The 18,711-nt window shown below is 53.3% G+C and carries 15 protein-coding genes; all 15 read right to left on the minus strand.

Annotated elements, in window-relative coordinates:
- Positions 1 to 269: 269 nt before the first annotated feature.
- A complete protein-coding gene (locus tag BN3772_RS14330) occupies positions 270 to 1,058 on the minus strand; it encodes an SDR family oxidoreductase (protein WP_042200221.1) in 789 nt (262 codons plus the stop codon).
- 95 nt (positions 1,059 to 1,153) lie between these two features.
- Entirely contained in the window at positions 1,154 to 2,017 is an 864-nt protein-coding gene (locus tag BN3772_RS14335; RefSeq protein ID WP_244444745.1) for a diguanylate cyclase domain-containing protein, read from the minus strand.
- Positions 1,998 to 4,094: a cellulose biosynthesis cyclic di-GMP-binding regulatory protein BcsB gene (locus BN3772_RS14340; protein ID WP_052380507.1), complete on the minus strand. Its 2,097-nt coding sequence runs from the start codon at positions 4,092 to 4,094 to the stop codon at positions 1,998 to 2,000. Before BN3772_RS14340 ends, BN3772_RS14335 begins: the two co-directional genes overlap by 20 nt.
- Positions 4,095 to 4,136: 42 nt before the next feature.
- The gene (locus tag BN3772_RS14345) at positions 4,137 to 5,387 is read right to left on the minus strand and encodes a glycosyltransferase family 2 protein (protein ID WP_042200225.1); all 1,251 of its coding nucleotides are present in this window, start codon (positions 5,385 to 5,387) and stop codon (positions 4,137 to 4,139) included.
- Between the two features lie 29 nt (positions 5,388 to 5,416).
- Positions 5,417 to 6,964 (minus strand): hypothetical protein, encoded by a 1,548-nt coding sequence (locus tag BN3772_RS14350; protein ID WP_042200226.1) that lies wholly within the window; start codon positions 6,962 to 6,964, stop codon positions 5,417 to 5,419.
- A complete protein-coding gene (gene wsfD, locus BN3772_RS14355; RefSeq protein ID WP_042200227.1) occupies positions 6,961 to 8,496 on the minus strand; it encodes a glycan biosynthesis hexose transferase WsfD in 1,536 nt (511 codons plus the stop codon). The genes BN3772_RS14350 and wsfD overlap by 4 nt, the downstream gene beginning before the upstream one ends.
- A 35-nt stretch (positions 8,497 to 8,531) precedes the next feature.
- Positions 8,532 to 9,677 carry a hypothetical protein gene (locus BN3772_RS14360; RefSeq protein ID WP_042200228.1) on the minus strand — a complete coding sequence of 382 codons (1,146 nt, stop codon included), beginning with the start codon at positions 9,675 to 9,677 and terminating at the stop codon, positions 8,532 to 8,534.
- 210 nt (positions 9,678 to 9,887) lie between these two features.
- A complete protein-coding gene (locus tag BN3772_RS14365; RefSeq protein WP_042200230.1) occupies positions 9,888 to 10,904 on the minus strand; it encodes a potassium channel family protein in 1,017 nt (338 codons plus the stop codon).
- Between the two features lie 79 nt (positions 10,905 to 10,983).
- Complete coding sequence (locus tag BN3772_RS14370) at positions 10,984 to 11,376, minus strand: DUF350 domain-containing protein (RefSeq protein ID WP_042200231.1); 393 nt, start codon at positions 11,374 to 11,376, stop codon at positions 10,984 to 10,986.
- Positions 11,373 to 11,975 carry a hypothetical protein gene (locus tag BN3772_RS14375; RefSeq protein ID WP_086074584.1) on the minus strand — a complete coding sequence of 201 codons (603 nt, stop codon included), beginning with the start codon at positions 11,973 to 11,975 and terminating at the stop codon, positions 11,373 to 11,375. The genes BN3772_RS14370 and BN3772_RS14375 overlap by 4 nt, the downstream gene beginning before the upstream one ends.
- Positions 11,976 to 12,000: 25 nt before the next feature.
- On the minus strand, positions 12,001 to 13,218 hold the full coding sequence (locus BN3772_RS14380; protein WP_042200234.1) for a glutathionylspermidine synthase family protein: 1,218 nt from the start codon (positions 13,216 to 13,218) through the stop codon (positions 12,001 to 12,003).
- The gene (locus BN3772_RS14385) at positions 13,215 to 13,937 is read right to left on the minus strand and encodes a hypothetical protein (RefSeq protein ID WP_042200235.1); all 723 of its coding nucleotides are present in this window, start codon (positions 13,935 to 13,937) and stop codon (positions 13,215 to 13,217) included. Before BN3772_RS14385 ends, BN3772_RS14380 begins: the two co-directional genes overlap by 4 nt.
- 29 nt (positions 13,938 to 13,966) lie before the next feature.
- Positions 13,967 to 14,185 carry a hypothetical protein gene (locus BN3772_RS14390; protein ID WP_042200236.1) on the minus strand — a complete coding sequence of 73 codons (219 nt, stop codon included), beginning with the start codon at positions 14,183 to 14,185 and terminating at the stop codon, positions 13,967 to 13,969.
- Between the two features lie 178 nt (positions 14,186 to 14,363).
- On the minus strand, positions 14,364 to 15,497 hold the full coding sequence (locus BN3772_RS14395) for a response regulator (RefSeq protein WP_042200237.1): 1,134 nt from the start codon (positions 15,495 to 15,497) through the stop codon (positions 14,364 to 14,366).
- A gap of 24 nt (positions 15,498 to 15,521) precedes the next feature.
- On the minus strand, positions 15,522 to 18,611 hold the full coding sequence (locus BN3772_RS14400; RefSeq protein WP_042200239.1) for an ATP-binding protein: 3,090 nt from the start codon (positions 18,609 to 18,611) through the stop codon (positions 15,522 to 15,524).
- Between the last annotated feature and the right edge of the window lie 100 nt (positions 18,612 to 18,711).

An 18,711-nucleotide genomic window follows, 5' to 3' on the forward strand; every position in this document is an offset into this window, starting at 1 on the left:
CGCAAAGACCCCGCGGGAAGCCCGCAGGGTCATATTAAAGGTGAGAAGCGAATATTCAGTTATGCCAGTTTCCAGTTGCTAGGGGACAAATCCTGAAAACAACCGACGAAATCTCGATTTTGTTTTCTGTTTCCCTTTCAGATAGTACATGGGTAATCAACTACCTTTCGGAAATACACATTACATGCCGTTCCATCCGTTAATTGATGCCTTCCACTTCCCACCTGCTTATTATTACCCGCATAGGGCGCCGGTCAAACAGCGGCCGTTCAGAGCGATTTCATTGCGCCGCCGTCAATCAGCAGCGCCTGTCCGGTAATATAGGTATTGGCAAAAGAGCCGAGAAAGACCGCCGCCTTCCCGAATTCCTCCGGCGTCCCTGCCCGGCCAAGCGGAATATTCTTCACCGAAGCCCGCTGAACCTCTTCAAGCACCAGCCCCTGCGCTTCTGCCCGCCGGCTGTCCAGTTCGGTCAAGCGGTCTGTGCCGATGCGCCCCGGTGCAAGCGTATTAATCAGAATACCGTCAGGCGCAAGCTCCGCGGCCAGGCTTTTGTTCAGCGCCTGGACTCCGGCCCGGAACACACTGGAAAGAATCAGCCCGTCAATCGGCTGCTTAATGGATGAGGAGCTGATCGTGACAATCCGTCCGCCGCCGGCTGCACGCAGGAAGGGCAGCGCCTCCCGGATCAGCCGAACGCTGCTCATCAGCGTGAGCTCGAAGCCGCCGGCCCAGTCGCTGTCTGCCATATCGGCAAAGCCGCCGCCCGGGGGCCCTCCTGCATTGGTGACCAGCACATCAATGCCTCCCGCCCAGCCGGCTGCTGCAGCAACGGCCTCGCGGACTGCTTCCGGACTCATTACATCCATCTCCACCAGCGCAACCTCCGCGCCGGTCTCCGCTTCAATCTTCTTCGCAGCTGCTTCCAGCTGCGCCTGGCTGCGGCTGGCAATCGTCACCCTCGCGCCTTCCCGCGCGAATTCAAGCGCAGTCGCCAGTCCCAGCCCCTTGCTTGCAGCTGCCACAAATACCGATTTATCCTTAAGACCCAGATCCATTCTCCTTCTGCCTCCTTGTTCAAGGTAGCCCCTGCCGTCGGCGGGATAGATCAATTGTAAAACGGGGCTTCAAGGATATCCAGTCAGGCTTTGCTTTACACATCATACTCCAGCTGCTTCTTCGCCTGCACGATGAAGTCCAGCGGGTTCTCAATTGTGGCTGCCTCGTACTGCACAGCTCCGATTTTGAGTCCCAGATTTACTTTGTATTTGCCGGAGAATTCATTTTCATTCAGCTGCTGGAGCTTGAGCTTGATCCGCTCGATGACAATTTTAGCCCCTTCATGGTCCGTGAAGAGCAGCAGCCCCCAGGTTGCATCGTCCTTGTCCAGCAGATACAGTGCATCATTGGTACGGATGCTGGACTGGCTGAGCTGGGAGACATCATAGATTGCCTCGGACAGCTGCTCCTCCGGGATTAGCCGGCGGATCTCGCTCCAGTATTTGACCTTAACAACGAGCAGAGTCAGGGGAATGCTGTACCGGGTGGAGATACCCGTAAACAGGCTGGCATCCTTCTGAAAAGCAACGCTGTTGCGCAGATCGGTATTCTCATCGACCGTAGCGAGATTGGCGGTGGCCTTCTTCAGCCGTTCATTCTCCGCCTGCAGCTCCCGTGAGCTTGAGGTGAATATCCACATCATGACCGTGATCAGCGGCACCATAATCAGCCAGAAGTAGGTGCTGACCCCGATTGTCTCTCCCCGGGATACCGTCTGGTATACCACAAAAAGCCCGTAGATAAAGATGAACGCAAGGTTAAGGGTCAGTCCCGCTGTTACCGTAGTGAAATAGGTGACCAGAGCAAGCAGAAAAGCAATATTCAGGATAATGATATTCTGCACATACCCGCTGCCTGAACCGGCGATAAACACAACACAGATGAACATCAGCACCAGAAATCCAAGAAAGCCAAGGTCTGAAGCCAGGCTGCTGCGGTTACGTCTCACGTCTATCACCACGTTTCTTCATATGTTTGCGGATCAGCAGAAGAAGCGCCACGAGCACCAGGGCAATGGTAAGGACTACCGCAGCAACGAAGCCGAGCACATCACTGCGCTCTACAATCTGCTCCAGCGCCGAATCCTGCTGTGCCCCGGTGTCCGTTTTGAACCGGTATGCACTGACATTCCCGTCTTTGTCGGTTACGACGCCGTCACCGTATACCTTCCACTTGTCCTTTTCGCTGGCAATCAGCCGGGAAGCGAGATAATAATTCTCCGCATTCACTGCTGTAACCGCCATAAAGCCGCGTCCGCTTCCATATGGCGATTCCACCAGCTGCAGCGTTCCAAGCTCTGTACCGTACTGCTCTTCAATGCTCATCTTTTCATTGGATACGAGGGTTGTACCGTCCTTGCTGTAACGGAAATACAGCTTGTCGTTGTTATCCCGGATGATCTTGTTGTTCCTGTAGGAGCCGACAGCCAGAACATTGTTGTTCTTCAGGTTATCCGCACTTACATCGTCAGTGTAAAAGTGAATATCACCGGTATTGCCGTCCGTATACTGTCCCAGCAGATTGAACACATTCGCAAGGCTCATGTAGGCATAGTCATCCATCTCCTGAGGCAGTACAACAGCTACATGATTGTAGATTCCGTCCCGCAGGAACGGATACGGATAGTTGTTGAACAACAGGTCTGTCCGGTCCTTCGTATTGAGCTGCAGCAGCGATTCCTTGTCAATATAGGCCCAAGGCATCTGCTCCGTATTTGGCGTGCAGACTGCGCTTTCCATCTCCAGATCAAAGGCTACGGTTACCGAGAAGTTTCCGGAGATATTAAGATTCTTGGGCACCGTCAGGGTAAGCGTATCGCCGTTAGCCAGCTCCCTGGTCAGCTTCTTGCTGCCGATTGGCGTGCCGTTGATGCTGACCGTTACCAGGGAGCGCGTGAAATCCAGATTTCCGGCATACCGGAAATCAAGACTGATTTTGCCGGAATCGGCGATGGACCGGTTCGACGGCAGGGCAATGAAATAGGATTGCTCCCGGTGATTCGGACCGGTTAATTTATCGCCGGCTTCAGTCAGCCTTACATCCGAGCTGATGCTGCCGGCTGGCTCATCCGCCTGCGTAGAGCCGTCGACCACCTTCAGGTCACTTGAAATCTGGCTCATCAGCTCCGTGCTTGCCGCAAGCCTCCCCGCCTTGATCAGCAGGCTCTCATCCTTCGAGGTAATGACGAGCGTCGGCCGGGTATCCTTGTTCAGCAGCTGGATCAGCGCGTGTGTGCCGAGATCCTCTGCCGTGCTGAGCTGCTGCTTCAGTTCCGCCGGAACACGGTCATACAGCGCTACCAGTACTACCGCGTCCCTGTCCTTCACAGTAGCCTCCCGGTAAGGAAGCATACTAATCGTTTTGTCCGTCAGGTCATTCTCTTTGGCAAAGCCCGACAGGGCGTACGCAGCAGACTCCAGCTCAGCTCCGGTAGCCTGCTCCGGTACTGTAATCAGGCTTTTGCCGTTCTTCACGATATCAATGCCGGAGAACCGCCCGCTGAAATCACTGATCCCGCCGGTGAGCGCCTTGGTGCTGTAAGTAACAGCTATACTGGAGGTGTTGAAGAAATGCAGCCAGTTGTCAGGCGAATTGTCCACATAGCAGACCTGATTATTGTTAACAGCCGTCTTCAGATCCCCCTGCAGGGTCAGCGTATTGCTGTCCTTCTTCAGAAAGCCCTTCGGCGCATTGATGCTGATAATCTGCTCCCCGTTGTTCTCAAGTGACGGCCGGAACGAGTGGAACGGAATGCCGTTCAGCGAGAGCGTAATGCTCGACTCCTGATCCTTCGTAATCTGTGAAATCTGGAAATGCAGATTAATTTTCACACTATCCACATTCCAATAGTCCATTATTGTAAAAAGCTGCTGTGACGATGCACCGCCTGACAGTGCAATATCACTGCCGGTAAAGGAGGTCTCGTATGTCTGCCTGCCGGCTCCCGGAAGCACTGCCGCAGCAGAGGCTGCCGGAAGCAGAGACAGGAAAAGGGAGAGGCAGAGCGCCCACAACAACATCTGTTTTTTTATCATCTTCTGTATCTCCTGTTCACCTTATTTCTCTTCCTCCGGCGCCTAATAACGCTCGGTCTTGTACCATTTGGCTTCCCGTTTGAAAATAACATCCTTGAGGTAGTTATACATGCCGTATGCGGCGACAGCCATCCAGAGCTGGCAGTACGAGACATACATCAGCAGAATAATGCCCAGATTCGACAGGCTCATCTCGCCCTTCTCTGTGGTCAGCGTGACAAAGACGCCTACTACGAACAGCACAATGGCCAGTATCCACAGAAAGCTGCTGAGGCCGGCAATGGTGGTGTGCACATAGCCCATTGCGTGCAGCACCAGCAAGATGTCCGAGGTAATCAATGAGATCAGCAGCAGAAAATAGATTGAGACATAATACAGGATATCGAAACGGATTTTGGCCGCGGAGCGGTCGAACAGCAGCGGCAGATTTTTGACAATGACATAGACATTCCCTTTAGCCCAGCGCGTGCGCTGCTTGAACCACACCTTTACCGTCTGCGGTTCCTGCTCCCAGGTGACCGATTTGGGCTGGAATTTGATCCGGTAGCCCATCATGTAGATGCGGAAGCTGATCTCGGTATCTTCGGCAATTGCCTTGACGTCCCAGCCGCCGATCGCCTCGACAATGGACCTGCGCATAATAAAGTTAGTGCCGGGAATCGTGCACAGCTTGAACAGCTTCCACCGCCCGGCCTGGGCCATCCATTGAAACGAAAGCGTCTCTATATTAATAAACCTTGTGAGCAGACTGGCATCACGGTTACGGGTTCTGAACTTGCCGATAACAGCGCCGAGGCGCGGATCAGCAGCAATTTCGGCTACCAGATACCGCAGCGCCGTACGCTCCGGTGTATTGTCGGCGTCATAAATGGCGATTAGCTCACCCTTGCTCCGGGTAAAGCCAATGTTCAGCGCATTGGACTTTCCTTTGCCTCCGGTAACCGAATCCGTGTTAATAATCAGCAGATTGCGCTCCGGGTACCTGTCCTGTATATTTCCCAGCAGCACGGCACTGTTATCCGAGGAGTTGTCGTTAATGACAATGATCTCATAGCGGTCATGCGGATAATCCAGCGCCAGCAGCGATTCCACGGTCTTGCTGATGACTACCCCCTCATTATGTGCAGGGACCATAATCGTTACAAAGGGATATTCACCCTTGATCTCCGGAATCTCTTCCCGCTCCGTTTGAATGTAATATAGATATCCGGCAATAATCAGGGCAACATTGACCAGCAGCAGCGACCAGATACAGATCACCGCAATTACCATCAGCACGTCCGAGACTGTCATGTTATCCTCCTTACCCGCGGGCTTTCTTTCTAATATTTCTTCCGGTACAGCCTGTAGCCGACCGTTAGCAGTACCCCGAACAAGAGCAGTGCGACGGCAATGACAACAATGAAGAATTTATTCTGCACGCTGAACAGTGCCTTGAAGCTCTGATACTGCTCTTCCTGGTATTCAAAATCACTGCTCACCGCCTCCGGCATATAGTCGACGTTTATCGGACTGCCGTTTACTCTGATTACACCGCCTGCGGAGTCCACCGTGTAGGTGTCGGTAACCACTTTATGCCCCGTCTGTTTATAGTCGGCAAAAGTGATCCAGTAGCTGTTAACAGTCTGCAGCAGCGCCTCAAGCCCCGCTTTATCCTCCGGCAGGTTCACCGTCACAGCCGTATCTGCCGGCAGCTGCGGCACAGCTTTGCCTTCATGCTTAAGCCCGCTCAGAAATTCCGGCGTTACACTGTATAGCGAAGAGGCAAACGCTGTAGAAACATTGGTCTCCTCCCGGTGGATCACATCCTCATCCTGAAACAGCACCACTGAGTCAAAAAAGCTCATGCCTGCCGCCGCATACTCCTTATCATAGGTCCAGCTGATATCTGCACCCATGCCCAGCGGGGCAATGCCGTTATCCGCCAGCAGATTGAGGAAGCTGTTCATCTTCCCGTTTAATGTAAGGTCGCTGCTGTTGATGGAAGGCATCACCACAGGCGCATTGACCAGAATACTGCCGTTCTTCGACTGTACTGCCTTAAGGGCTTCCAGATACCGCTGCATGGCCGGAAAGTCTGTATTGCTGAATACCGGACGCACACTGGCGATAAACGGCACACCGGCTTCATACAGCCGGCCGGCCAGCTCCTCCAGCAGTGCCAGATCAGAGAACGGGTAGATCTCTTTAATTACCAGATACGTCTGTGCAGGAGCACCGGCTCCGAGCCAATCCTTCAGCACCTCTAACATCGCCAGCTTTCCGGCATTACCTGCTTCCAGATAGGGGACGTAGGTGAACCTGCCGGAGCTGACCGCGTAGGGCACTTCTGTTCCGCTGCCTGTTAGCGACAGGCTGCCGTATGCCCGCTCCGCGCTGCTTGCCGCAATATAAGGAACCTGGCGCAGCATGAGGCTCTCTTCCCGGAACAATCCAAAAGTCAGCTTAGCGCTCTCCTCCGCGATCATGCCGGTATTCAGCTTCATTGCCTGCTTCATTACGTCCGGCGGATTATAGCCGACATGCAGATACTGCCCCTTATAGCCGGCAATATCCTCTTCAGCTGCTTTACTGACAGCCAGCTCCCGGTCGTTAATGACGGTAATCACGTTAGAGAATCCCTTCATCGCACCCTGCTCATAATGATTAAGGGATATCAGGGTAACCTGCATGTGATACGCAGCAAGCTGACGCTGCAGTTCGGGAATATTGCCCCCGCGCGGCGTGCCTGAAGCCAGGCTGTCATAGAGCAGCAATACCCTCGGCTGCTCCGCAGATGCCTGCCCTGTGGCTCCTGCAGGTGCCGCAGGCAGCAGCAGGAGCGCCATCAGCAGCAGCGGCAGCAGTAAGTTCCGCCTGCAGCTGCTCATGCGCTGACACCCTTCTGCACCTTCTGCATACGCGGCGCCACCCCGGCTGCCGGCTCACGGCTGCCGGACACTCTGCGCCCGATCACACCGCTTACCGCCAGAACGGAGACAAGATCAAAGGCCAGCGTGAACAGAAATTCATGCTTGGAGATATCCGCATCACCCGCACCGATAATGGAGACCATAATACCCGACAAGCCTACTGCCATACTCGCAACGATCAGCGCCATCCGCTGCATCCCCCGGGGATCGCGTGCCTTGAGCGCCTGGATGAAGGAGGGCATGTACAGCCCGATTACCAGCGCCATCCATAGCAGGATGAACCCGAAGGTTTTGGGGGCCAGAATACCCTTAAGCAGGCTGTAAAGTGCAAAAAAGTGACTCTGCGCCCGGAAATCCATGCCCGCTGACTGCTCATAATTCCCCATTGCCGCAGGCTTGATCGTAAAAGCGCTTTGTGCAGCCACATCAAGGATAGAGCTGAACTGGTCAGGATTTGCAAGATAATATTTCAGAATTGAGACAAAGCCGTATTTACTGTAGAACTCCTTTTCCAGAAGCGGAGAGTTCACATCAACAGTCCCGTACTGCTCATAATATATATTATTTTTGAGAATAGCGTACTGCTCATCGATCCCGAACGATTTCAGCGACGTTTCCGGATTGGCCGAATCCTTCAGCACCCCGCGGGTCATCGCATGATACTGGTTGATATTGACGAACTCTTTTGAAATATTGAGATAGGTAAGCACTCCCGAGGTCATTAGAAGGATCAGCGAGATCAGCGTCAGTCCGCGGAATATACGGTCCCTTCTTACCCAGAACAGCATGATGCCGAGCACCGCCAGAATAATGCCCACGGGGGCGTTCTGCTGCTTGGAGGTGGTCAGGAGCAGCCCGCTGATGAGAAACAGGGCCAGCAAGAAATAATCATTGTACCGTTTGCGGTACAGCAGCAGCCACGCCGCAAAAACGTACAGCATCATAATCAGCACAATGCTCTCACTGTAGAAGGAATTGAAATAAGCCGTATAACCGGTATCGCCAAATACAAAAACGGCAACAAGCGCGCACAGCATCCCCTGCTTCCGCGTCATACGGCACGTAATAGCTTCTACCAGCAGATAAACGGCAAGCACATAGAGCAGAGTGTAAATGGCTGCCTGAAAACGGATGTCGAACACGGTGCTGCTGAACAGCAGCTTATTCAGGCCGATAGCCAGCTTAATGAATATGGACTGGGACGAGTCGAGCGTTGCCCCGTTCTCGTTAAAATATTGATAGATTCCGAAATGCTTCACAAAATAACCAAAGTACTGGCTGTCATAATCCGGCTGGCTGAAGTAAAGCCCGTTGCTGTAGATATTGCGGAAATAATCGCCGTTATCCGCCATCCCGATATAAGGAGCTGTAAACAGCGCAATTACCGTAATAAGCAATACCCCGAAGGCCGCAAGAAAGGCCGGGGACGTCCGGAGGCCGGCAAGCCTAATGCTCTGCCGCAGGGTTGTTGTCACAGTGTTGTAGATCATGCGGATTCACCTTCGTTATTGTTCGTTATAGTTCATTACCTGGGGGAATAGGAATACGCGAGTAATGCCATCAGATTGTCGAAGGAGTACGCCTGTCCGGTTCCCGTGTCCCCAAACCCGCCGTACAGCGGGCTGGCCGGATCAGTAATCCTGAACTCGTTCATCCGTTCTATGCCTGCGGCATAAAGCGGCGCATCCCCAGCTGCCGCCCCGATCATCGCTGTCAGCGCATAGATGGCCGTAGAGCGTATATCATTTGCCGGCTGCCCTTCGCGCGTATATTGCCCGTAGAGCGTACCGGCCTCAACCTGCTCCCTGATATAGCGGAGACTCTCCGGGTTCTGCCGGCCAACCTCAGTCAGATTCAGAATGCTCAGCAGCGCTTCTACTGTATTGATGTTCTCCGAGCTGTACGTCCCCGTTGTGTAATTAAATCTCGTCTCATAGAAGGGAAAATCATCTGACAAATAACCGCCCTCCATAATTTCACTCATATTATGCATCAAAATACCCTTAGATCCGCTATCAATCGACAAATTTCGCAAAACACTCAGCTTAATATAACATAAAGTTATAAACTCGTTGTTATTATGGTAATAATTGTCGTATATGTCAAACATATAATTATCTTTACTATTATTATTGTAAAACTGCCTGGAATAATAGGATGCCTCTTCCTTGTACTCAGGCTCCGCAAACCGTTCTCCCGCCTCATATAAGGCTTCGATCATCCGCAGATCATCCACGGCGGCATTAACGGTATACCGTTTATCCAGCTTGGGGCTATACCGGTAGCTGAAGCCGCCCTCCATGCCGAATACCTGCTTGCCCAGCTCCCATTGTCTGGAGAATTCCTCTGCCTCGCTATTGCGTACTGCGCTCAGCATCATCAGTGAGGCCGATTCACTCAGGACTTCATGGCCGGTGGAGACTTCTGCCGTCTGGTCCGTATCAATCAAATTCGTATAAACCCCGTAAGGGCCTGTAAGCTTATCTGTTATGAAAGTATAAAGCTGGCGCTCTTCCTCAAGAATCCCTTCCGGCGGCTGAGCCGGGGCCGGTGATGTCCGGGATGTGGCTGCTGCAGTTGCCTGCGGCGCAGGCTCTGCCTTATTGCTGCAGCCGGCAAGAAGGGCTAGAACCGTCAGGCAGGCAACTAATATGCTGCGTCCTTTATCCAAATCACCACTCCTCTACAAAAGGGGTTTTTTGCCGTTAAGTATATTACGGTTATATAAGTCACAAAGTTGAATCTATTTCAAATCATTTTGTGCCAAAACGATAAAATGATTCCTTTTTCCTAGTCACACTCCGAATTTTTTATTTTAACCGTACAAAAAAGGGCTGCCCGGGGTTTGTACCCCGGGCAGCCCTGCTGACAGCAGCCTATTTTATTTCCCTGTAATTCTGCGGTAAGTTTCTTCATCAGACACAATATACAATCTGGCATCTGCCGGAACCGGCAGGTTAAGCTTGCGGTTGATACCGAGATCTCCGCGGTCGGACAGCAGGGTGGCGCCCTGCAGCAGCAGCGCCTGAAAGGCATCACCGTAGGTCTTCCAGTCTGTATTCAGCGGCACCTCATAGATATCATCGCCATGCTGACGGCTGAGCAGCTGGCTGATGACCTCGGAATTGCCTTCCTGCAGCGCCGATCTTACGGCCAGCCTGGAGACAGCATCATGTGACACCACGAACTCATTCACCTGGACATGCCGGAAATTCTGGATATTCTTTTCCTGCATTATCTCTACTGTTGTATGTACCTGCGGAGCGATCCGCTCTATGCTGGAGACAATCAGCAGCGATTTGCCGTCAATCAGGGAAGACTCATCTATGCGGATATCACCGAATACAATGGCTGCCCTGGCGCTTCCAATTGAAGCCTTCAGCAGAATCTCATCACTTGAGGCGTCACCGCTGATAAAGTGCACCTGCTCCATCTGCTCCAGCGGATGCCGGCCGGTCTCGTCAATGATGACAATCCGGCATTTCGGCGCGTAGCACAGGATCTCATCCACAGCAGCCTGTGTTTTCCGGCTCCAGTTGATCAGCACCACATGGTCCGATCCATGAAAGCTCAAGGTCCCAGCTCCTCTCCTTCTCTGCATCTCCCCAAAAGCCTCAACAACCTTGCCGATAACAAGGCTTAAGAGGCCGATACCGAAAATGTATAAGAAAATCGTAAATACCTTTCCCGGAAGCGAAGCCGCATAAAAATCACCGTAGCCGACGGTAGACATCGTTGTCATAACCCAATAGAAGGCATTAAACCAGCTGCTGAAGGTATCCGGTTCAAGCATATAGGCAAGGGTCGCACTCAGCACAACGAAACTAAGGATCATGATGGCAACGGTTCTTCTTTTCAGCGCAATCAGCTTGCCGGATATTTTGAGGAGAAAATGCACCTGCCTCCCCCTCTTCCTTAAGGTAGTAGGGCTGCCGTCCCGCTTCCGGCGGGCAGACAGCCGCAGACGCGCACAGCTGTTAAATAATCAGGCTGCTTACCGCAAACGAGGTTCCGATGAACACCAGACAAAGCATAGTGCCCACAGCTGTATTGCCTTTTTCCAGCTCCTTGGAGATTCTGAACCCCGGAGTAAACAGCTCGAATATCCAATATGCAGCAATCAGACATACATATCCTACCGCAAACCACAGCATCATGTGCCAGATCGACGTGTTTGTGTATGCCGCTACACCCAGGACAATCGCCGTAGCCAGGAACTTGCCGCCGAGCGCAAGCGCCACAGCGACGTTGCCTTTTTTGATTTCATCCATGTCCTTGAACGGAGTCATCAGGGTAAAGACAACCATGCCCAGCACCTGCAGCAGAATAATGGTCAAGACACTGACTGCCAAATTTATAACTATCGTCAATTCGCCCACCCCCGAAATTTCGCATAAGCCGAATCATAATCGGCAAAATCATGCACTTCCTCCAGCACTACTGAGGCTGTTTTTGCTTTTTCCAGTGCCGTGTAGCGCGCATCGTCTATCGGCTGCTTGATCCGGTTGCCCGAGGGCAGCTCAAGCACAGCGAAATTCCTTGTCTTCTCCTGATATTTGGTCTTGTAGACCCCTACAAGATCAACATCGGTTGTGATTGACACCTTCAGGTTCTTCAGATCCTCCGCAGCAGTGTTCTGGTCCGGATAGGATTTAAGTGTTGTCCATTCGGACAGCCGGACCTCATTCTTCTGATCTGCAGAGGTAATCATCTCGGCATCCATATACTGCAGCGTCCAGATTGTGTCGCCCGTAGCGTAGTTACCGTCATTGGGGAGCAGCTCGTTATCCGGCAGCACCGTCATATCGCTGCCGATCAGATCGCCCACCGTGCTCTCTACCACCCGGTAATCCCAGGGCACGCGCGACACACTGTCAGTGGTCTCCGCAGTCCCGGTGTGAAATACGCTTCCCTCATTGCTCGAGCAGGCGCCAAGCAGCAGCACCGCAAACAGCAGCATGCCAAGCATTGCCGCCAGCCGATTTAAATTCCTTTTATTCCTGTCCAAGCTCCCTCACTCCTAACGCAATAAAATGACTCGCATTGCCTGTAATGGGTCCGCCTGCCCGCCCGAGCAGCCCGCAGGGCTGTCCGTTAATCATGAACATGCCGGTCAGCAGGTGAAGCTCTCCCTCTGCAGACTGAATACGGGCCAGCTCAGCCCGCTTCTGGTATACGGTCGGGAACAGTGTACTGCTGTCGAAGCCCTCTTCGTCTTCCAGCTCCAGCTCACCGCTGTCGTCGAACAGCCGGACAGAGCCGCCTTCGCGGCCGAACACGGATTTCGATACGAAGCTTCCGGAGAATACCGGCTTATTATAGGTAGGCAGAATATAACGGGATATCGCCTCACGTTCCTCCTCATTGTATAGCAGCCCCAGTTCATACATCCCCCATACGGCGGCAACCAGGCCCTTGGACTGCAGCAAAATGCTATGAGGCCCGTTGAACAGCTTCAGGCTCCCCGTCTCAATAGCATAGGCCAGCGCATCTCCAGCTTCATCTACTGCCATCCATTCCTTCGGATACAAGGCGAACATCCGCTCAATTCTGCGGTTCTGCCCGTCGTACACGCGTCCCTGATCTAGCCATAGATCCAGGCAGTCTATACATGTAACATCCAGGCCGCTGTGCCGCACCAGTGCCTCAATCGTTCCTGAATCCTCCTGGTGGGAGCCGTAGGCAACGCAGGCAGCGGTGTCAGGACGCTCAATCCCCCACGCTGCAGCCAGCAGCTCCTTCATTGCCCCGTTCGGGCTGCTGATTCCGGCCTGCTCACAGATCCACGGTGTTGCAATTGAGGCCTCCACATAACCCGTGGGTGTATCTGCGTTCAATTCCAGCAGCTTAATGGCCCCTTCATCCGACACGGCAAAATCAAACCGGGCATAACGGCTGATAAGGCCCGGCTCCGGCAGCGGCGTATCATCCAGCATCTGCCACAGCACAGGCGGAATGCCCAGCAGCTCATACAGATCCTGCCGGCGGTGGACATAACGCACCGCTTTGTCCAGAACACCCCACAGCTTCTCTGAGGCAGCAGCCAGCTCCCTGTATGTCCCGGCTGACATTACCGCAATCGCATCCAGCCAGTATTCCTCCTCCTCCAGATCAGCCCAGGTGAAGCCCAGCTCCCGGAGCTGCTCAACCCTGGGCGCGCGTTCAAGCGCCGAATGGTCCAGCAGCTCAAAGACTTTCTTCTCCCGGCTCATCCGCCGAAACCGCTGCTTCTGCCTGAGCTCTTGGAGGATGAACTCTTGGAGCTTCCTGATTTAACAGAGGAGCTTGACTTGCTGCCTGAGCTTGACGAGCCTAGTCCGCTTGAGGTTCCGCCGACGCCGCCGGCCGAGGACGAGCCTCTGCGGGTAATCGAGCCGGTCGATGAGGTGGAAGTTTTAGGCTTCACTACAGATCCGGCAACCTGCTTGTTCTGAAAGCTTCCGCTGTTGTACGCCGGCGGCTTATAGGAGGTCCGTGTCCCTCCGTAGTAGGTTGGCCGGTCATTATACCAGCCCCTGGAGGAATAGTTAGACCCGCTGTTGAACAGCATGTGATAGAGCAGCACATCATCCCAGCCGAAGCCGTTGCTGTAGCCGCCGTAATTATTGATTACCGTTGTATTGCCGGAAGTGACGACTCCGCCTCCTTCCTGTACAGTCTCCTCCGTATTATCCTCCGGATATGGAATGTTCCAGTCTACATTCGCATCGAAATAGGCTTTGACCTCTTCGGATGACCAGGATACCAGCTGCGGCTCCCCGCTTGAGCTGTTTGCCGCATGGACGCCTCCGGGAATGAACATGGCATTCGCCAGCAGGGCAATGCCAAGTGACGTTGACAGCACACGCAGCGGCTTTCCTTCCGTGCTCAGCAATCTGGGCCCGCTGCTGTCTCTGGCGGGTTCCTTGGCTTGTTTATCTTCCTTCTCCACAATCGTTGTCTCCTTTCCCTGCAGTTGCTTTACTCCGCGGTGCGCATCGGCACCAGGAGGAGTTCAAGCTTACCCTGATCTACATTCAGCCTGCCCTCAACCGTCTCATATTCCCGGCTGCCGACCACAATGTAATTGACATGCTCCAGGGCCGTAATCATATTCATGCTCCACATCCGCTCCTCAATCACCTTCAAGTCACCTTCTGGCAGCTTTTCAAACAGAACGACACTAAGTCCATTGTCCACTGAAATTACACTTCCTTCCTGTTAACTATTACGCTTTTGATACGCAACTTTCCTCTTTTCGTTTCATCCTCCGCAGATCTGCAAACCCAGCTCTCCGGTATGAAAAAAATAGCCGGACAGCAGCGCATATGACTATGCGGGCAACTCAGCTATGTAAAGCCCAGACCATGAAATTGTGCTAGAAAGCGTTCTGTACCCAGCTGTCCATTATCCTGCCCGGACCGATGCCTAAATCATTCTGTAAAAGGGCTTTATAGTTCTCATAATGCCTCCGGAAGCCCGGGAAATCGCTCAGAGCCGCGTAGCTTCGCAGAACCAGCCGGCAGATATCCTCCGAGTAAGGGTCTATCTCCTGCAGTGCGGCCAGACGGACAAATGCCTGCCGCGGCCGCTCGGTATCCAGCTCATACTCAGCGGACCGCAGGGACATCTGAATATAATGAACCTGCAGCTCCTTGCGCTTCGTCTCTGCCCAGTCATAATGATGCTCACCCAGATAATCGCCCCGGTACAATGACAGAACCGCCTCCCGGCGCTGCCAGTCCGGTTCGTCCGCTACGGCGCCGCCCTGCCAGCCCTGGATGAACCGCTCGGCATCGAGTGCAACATTACCGGTAACCAGGCGGTAACGCTCCTGTGAGAATTCTACGGTTACATCCATCCCCCAGGTCTTGAGCAGCTTGCGGATGTGGTACACGGTCGTATGCAGATTGGTTACCGCCTTTTCCGGCTTAAAATCCGGCCATACGAGGTCTACAATCATATCCTTCAGCACCCACTGCCCGCGGTGATGCAGCATCAGCGCGAACACCTCCTGCGCCTTGCTTGTTCTCCACTGCGTTTTTCTGCCGGCATCACTGCGGTCCTGAAATTCCAGCCGCTTAAAGCAGAGTATCCACGGATTATCCTGCACTGCTCCGCCAGCCGGCTGCTCTTTAGGCCCGGATGCCGGCTCTTCAAGCGCTACCAGCCGTTCCAGTGTCTTGTTCAGCCGCTGCGCGGTAACCGGCTTCAGCAGATAATCGGCTGCATTCAGCTCAAAGGCATCAATGGCATAATCACTGTAAGCCGTAATATAGACTATGCGGATGCTGCGGTCTGCCTGCATAATATGCTCGGCTGCCTCCAGACCGTTCATTTCCGGCATTCCGATATCCAGGAAAACGATGTCGGCACGCTCTTGCTGCAGATGCTGCAGTCCAAGTCTGGCCGAGGTATATTTACCGGTAATCTGCAGCCTGCCATCCTTCAGGAGCAGTCGTTCAAGATGCTGCAATGCCGGTTTTTCATCATCTATTAATATAGCCTTCATAAGCCGGGTTCACCTCTTGTCAGGTCATTCTAGTACCGGGTCTGTCCGCGGTATCGCATAGGAAATCCGGGTTCCGGCTCCTGGAACGCTTTCGATGATCAGGCCCGTTCCGTAAATTTTAAGCAGCCGCCGCTGAATATTTCTCAGTCCGATGCCGCCCTCGGTCCGTTCTTCGGACAGAACCTCGGCGATCCGCTCCTGCGACATGCCGATTCCGTCGTCAGTTACGGCAACGACCAGCTGTCTCGCCAGCAGGCGGATGGACAGCGTAACCGTTCCGCCGGCTTCCTTCTGCATCAGCCCGTGATTCACTGCGTTCTCTACAATCGGCTGAATGCTGAGCGGTGGAATCAGCTCCCTGATCCGCTCCGGCAAGTCATATTCAATATTTAGCCGGTCATCAAACCGGGCCTTCTCCAGAGCCAGATAAGACCGGACCAGCTCCAGTTCCTTCTCTACCGGCACCGTCTGTCCGCGGTTCTGAAAGTCAAAGCTGCTGCGCAGATACATGCTGAGATCCAGCAGCAGGTCTGTCGCCTTATCCGGATCATCCGGACATACTGAAATGATGGCATTAAGCGCGTTATACAAGAAATGAGGCTTGATCTGGGCCTGCAGGAAGGCGATTTCCGTCTCTACAGACTTACGGATCAGCTTGCGCATATCGAGCAGCGTCTGCACACGGGCCCTGAATTCGCGCAGCTCCACCGGCTGGATCAAATAGTCGTTAGCCCCGGCCTCAAAGATGGCCTGTATATTCTCCGGCCGGTTTCCGGAAGTCAGCACAAGGATCGGCAGCTCGGATAAGATGAACCGTTCTCGGATAGCCTGGCACAGCACCAGCCCGGGCATCTCGGACATTGCCCAGTCCATAATAACGAGATCGATATCCGGCTGCTCCTGCATCATCATAAGCGCTTCCGGACCGCTGGCAGCCGTCACCACCAGATGACGCTCCAGCCGCAGAGCGTTAGAGAGGACCAGCAGGTTAACCGGGTCATTATCAACAACCAGAATTGTACAGCAATCCTCGCTGAGCACCAGCTCCAGTTCGCCAGATACCGGCTCAGCGGAAGCAGCAGTTTCCCAGCCTGTAATCTCCAGATAATCCTGAACCAGGAAAGCTGTCTGCTCATTCAGCACCGGAAGCGTAAAGCGAAATACGGTTCCCCTCCCCGGTGTTGACTCCCCTTCTATCCTTCCGCCGTTCAGCTCCACGAGCTTCTGGGTAATGCTCAGGCCGAGCCCGTTCTCACGGTACAGCTTCTGTGCAGAAGCCCCCTGCGGATCGTAGGCATCGAATATCGTCCGCAGCCGCTCCGGAGGCAATCCCGATCCCGTATCAGCGACCTGGATAACTACATAATCTTCTTTAACCTCAGCCGATACAGTTATCACACCCTGCTGGGTATAATGTACTGCATTTGCCAGCAAATTGAATAAAATCTGCGCCAGCCGCTGCTCATCCGTTTCAAGGAGCGGCAGGGAATCCGGCAGCTCTAGCCTGAAGCTCAGCTTCGGATTCCCTGTAACATGGCGGGTAACCTCAATGACAGAGGAAGCGACACTGCGCAGGTCAACAGCCTGCCTCTGCAGGAACAGATCCCCGTGGTTCAGCTTGGCAAAATCAGCCATATCATTGATTAGAGCAGACAGCCTCTTTCCGGTGGACATAACCATGGACAGCTGTCCCTTCTGCTGGGCGTTCAATGTCCCCGCTGCCCCTTCTGACAGGGTCTGGGCAATATTGACGATCCCCTGCAGCGGACTTCGAAGCTCACGAGAGGTAGCGGCCATGAAGTCATCCTTCAGTCCGTCCAGCGTCAGCAGCCGGCGTGACAGCTGCTCTACTTCAAGAAAGGATGCCGCATATTGGCGGGTCATCAGAATAGCCTGAAAGAATCCGAACAGAATAATTTCATAGGACAGCACATAATAATGCAACGGCATATCGCTGAAGCTGACCAGGTAAAAGAGGATAACTACGCTCAGGCTCTCTATACTGACCATCATTAAAAACATATTTTTGCGGTTCTGAAGTGTGCCCGCAATCATGGAGTAGAGTACAAAGCTAATGGCGACAACGCCCCACGTTAACAGCAGTCCTTCCAGATAGCTGAAATACTGCGCCGGAATAAACACCGCCGTCAGCAGCAGCACTGCCGTAATGGCTCTGGAGGCTCTCATCACTGCCTGCGGTACCGGATAGTTAACCGAATTCGCCACATATCGGAGCAGATAATAATAGACCAGTGTTGAAGAGGCGAGCTGAAGCTTAAGCACGATCTCGTAGGGCAGACCAGGCAATACGGCAGCAATCAGCTTTTCACCGTGTGTCAGGATGTATATAAGAGCCGCGATACTGAACAAGCCCAGATAAAGAGTGATTCCCCGGCTTGCCTTAACCTTGGAGAACATAAGCAGAAATAACGCCAGTGCAAAAAATCCGAAGATGGTTGCCCCGTCTACAAATAAGGCGAACTCCCGGTGCTCCATTATGGATTTCTGATCCCCGATAATAATCGGCTGGATAATACCGCCGGAAGAATAATTGTAATTAGCCACCTGCACGATAATCTCAAGCCTGCCGCCGTCAACAGCGGCGAATCCCATGTAAGGAATATTGTTGGCTGTACTTTCAGAGGGCTCGGATGCGGGAAGGCCGCTATGACCGATCTCCTGGCCGTTCAGATAGATCTTGCTTGCCATGCGGATGTTAAGTGCCCGCAGGCCGTATACGACTGCATCCCCTTCAGGAATAACAGCCTGAAGACGGTAAGTCGCATAACCCTTGGCTTGGCTTGTACCATTATCCGACAGGTATGTATTCCACTTCTCCGGCACCCGGATCATTGCAGACACTGCCGGAGCACCCCCGCCGTTATGCGTTGAACGGAAGTCATCCGGTTCCAGCAGCCTGTCACGGTAAAACTCCCATTCCCCGTCCAGCGCAAGCTCCCCGTCCCGCTGAAAATTCCATTGCCGCAGATCAATTATGCCTTGCCTGGAGACCGGCTTATCCTGTGTGACCATCACATTCTGAAGGATGGAGAACAGCGGCACACTGCAGACCAGCAGCAGGCTGGCCAGCACGCTAAGCCAATATTTACTCATATCCCAGGCTCCCTTCTGGCTCGGTATCATTCCTATTATAAAATTATACCTTGAAATTCTTTCCGTGATAAAGAAAAAACCGATTCCTATATTTCGGAAT

The organism is Paenibacillus camerounensis (assembly GCF_000723885.1).
Classification (GTDB): domain Bacteria; phylum Bacillota; class Bacilli; order Paenibacillales; family Paenibacillaceae; genus Paenibacillus_AQ; species Paenibacillus_AQ camerounensis.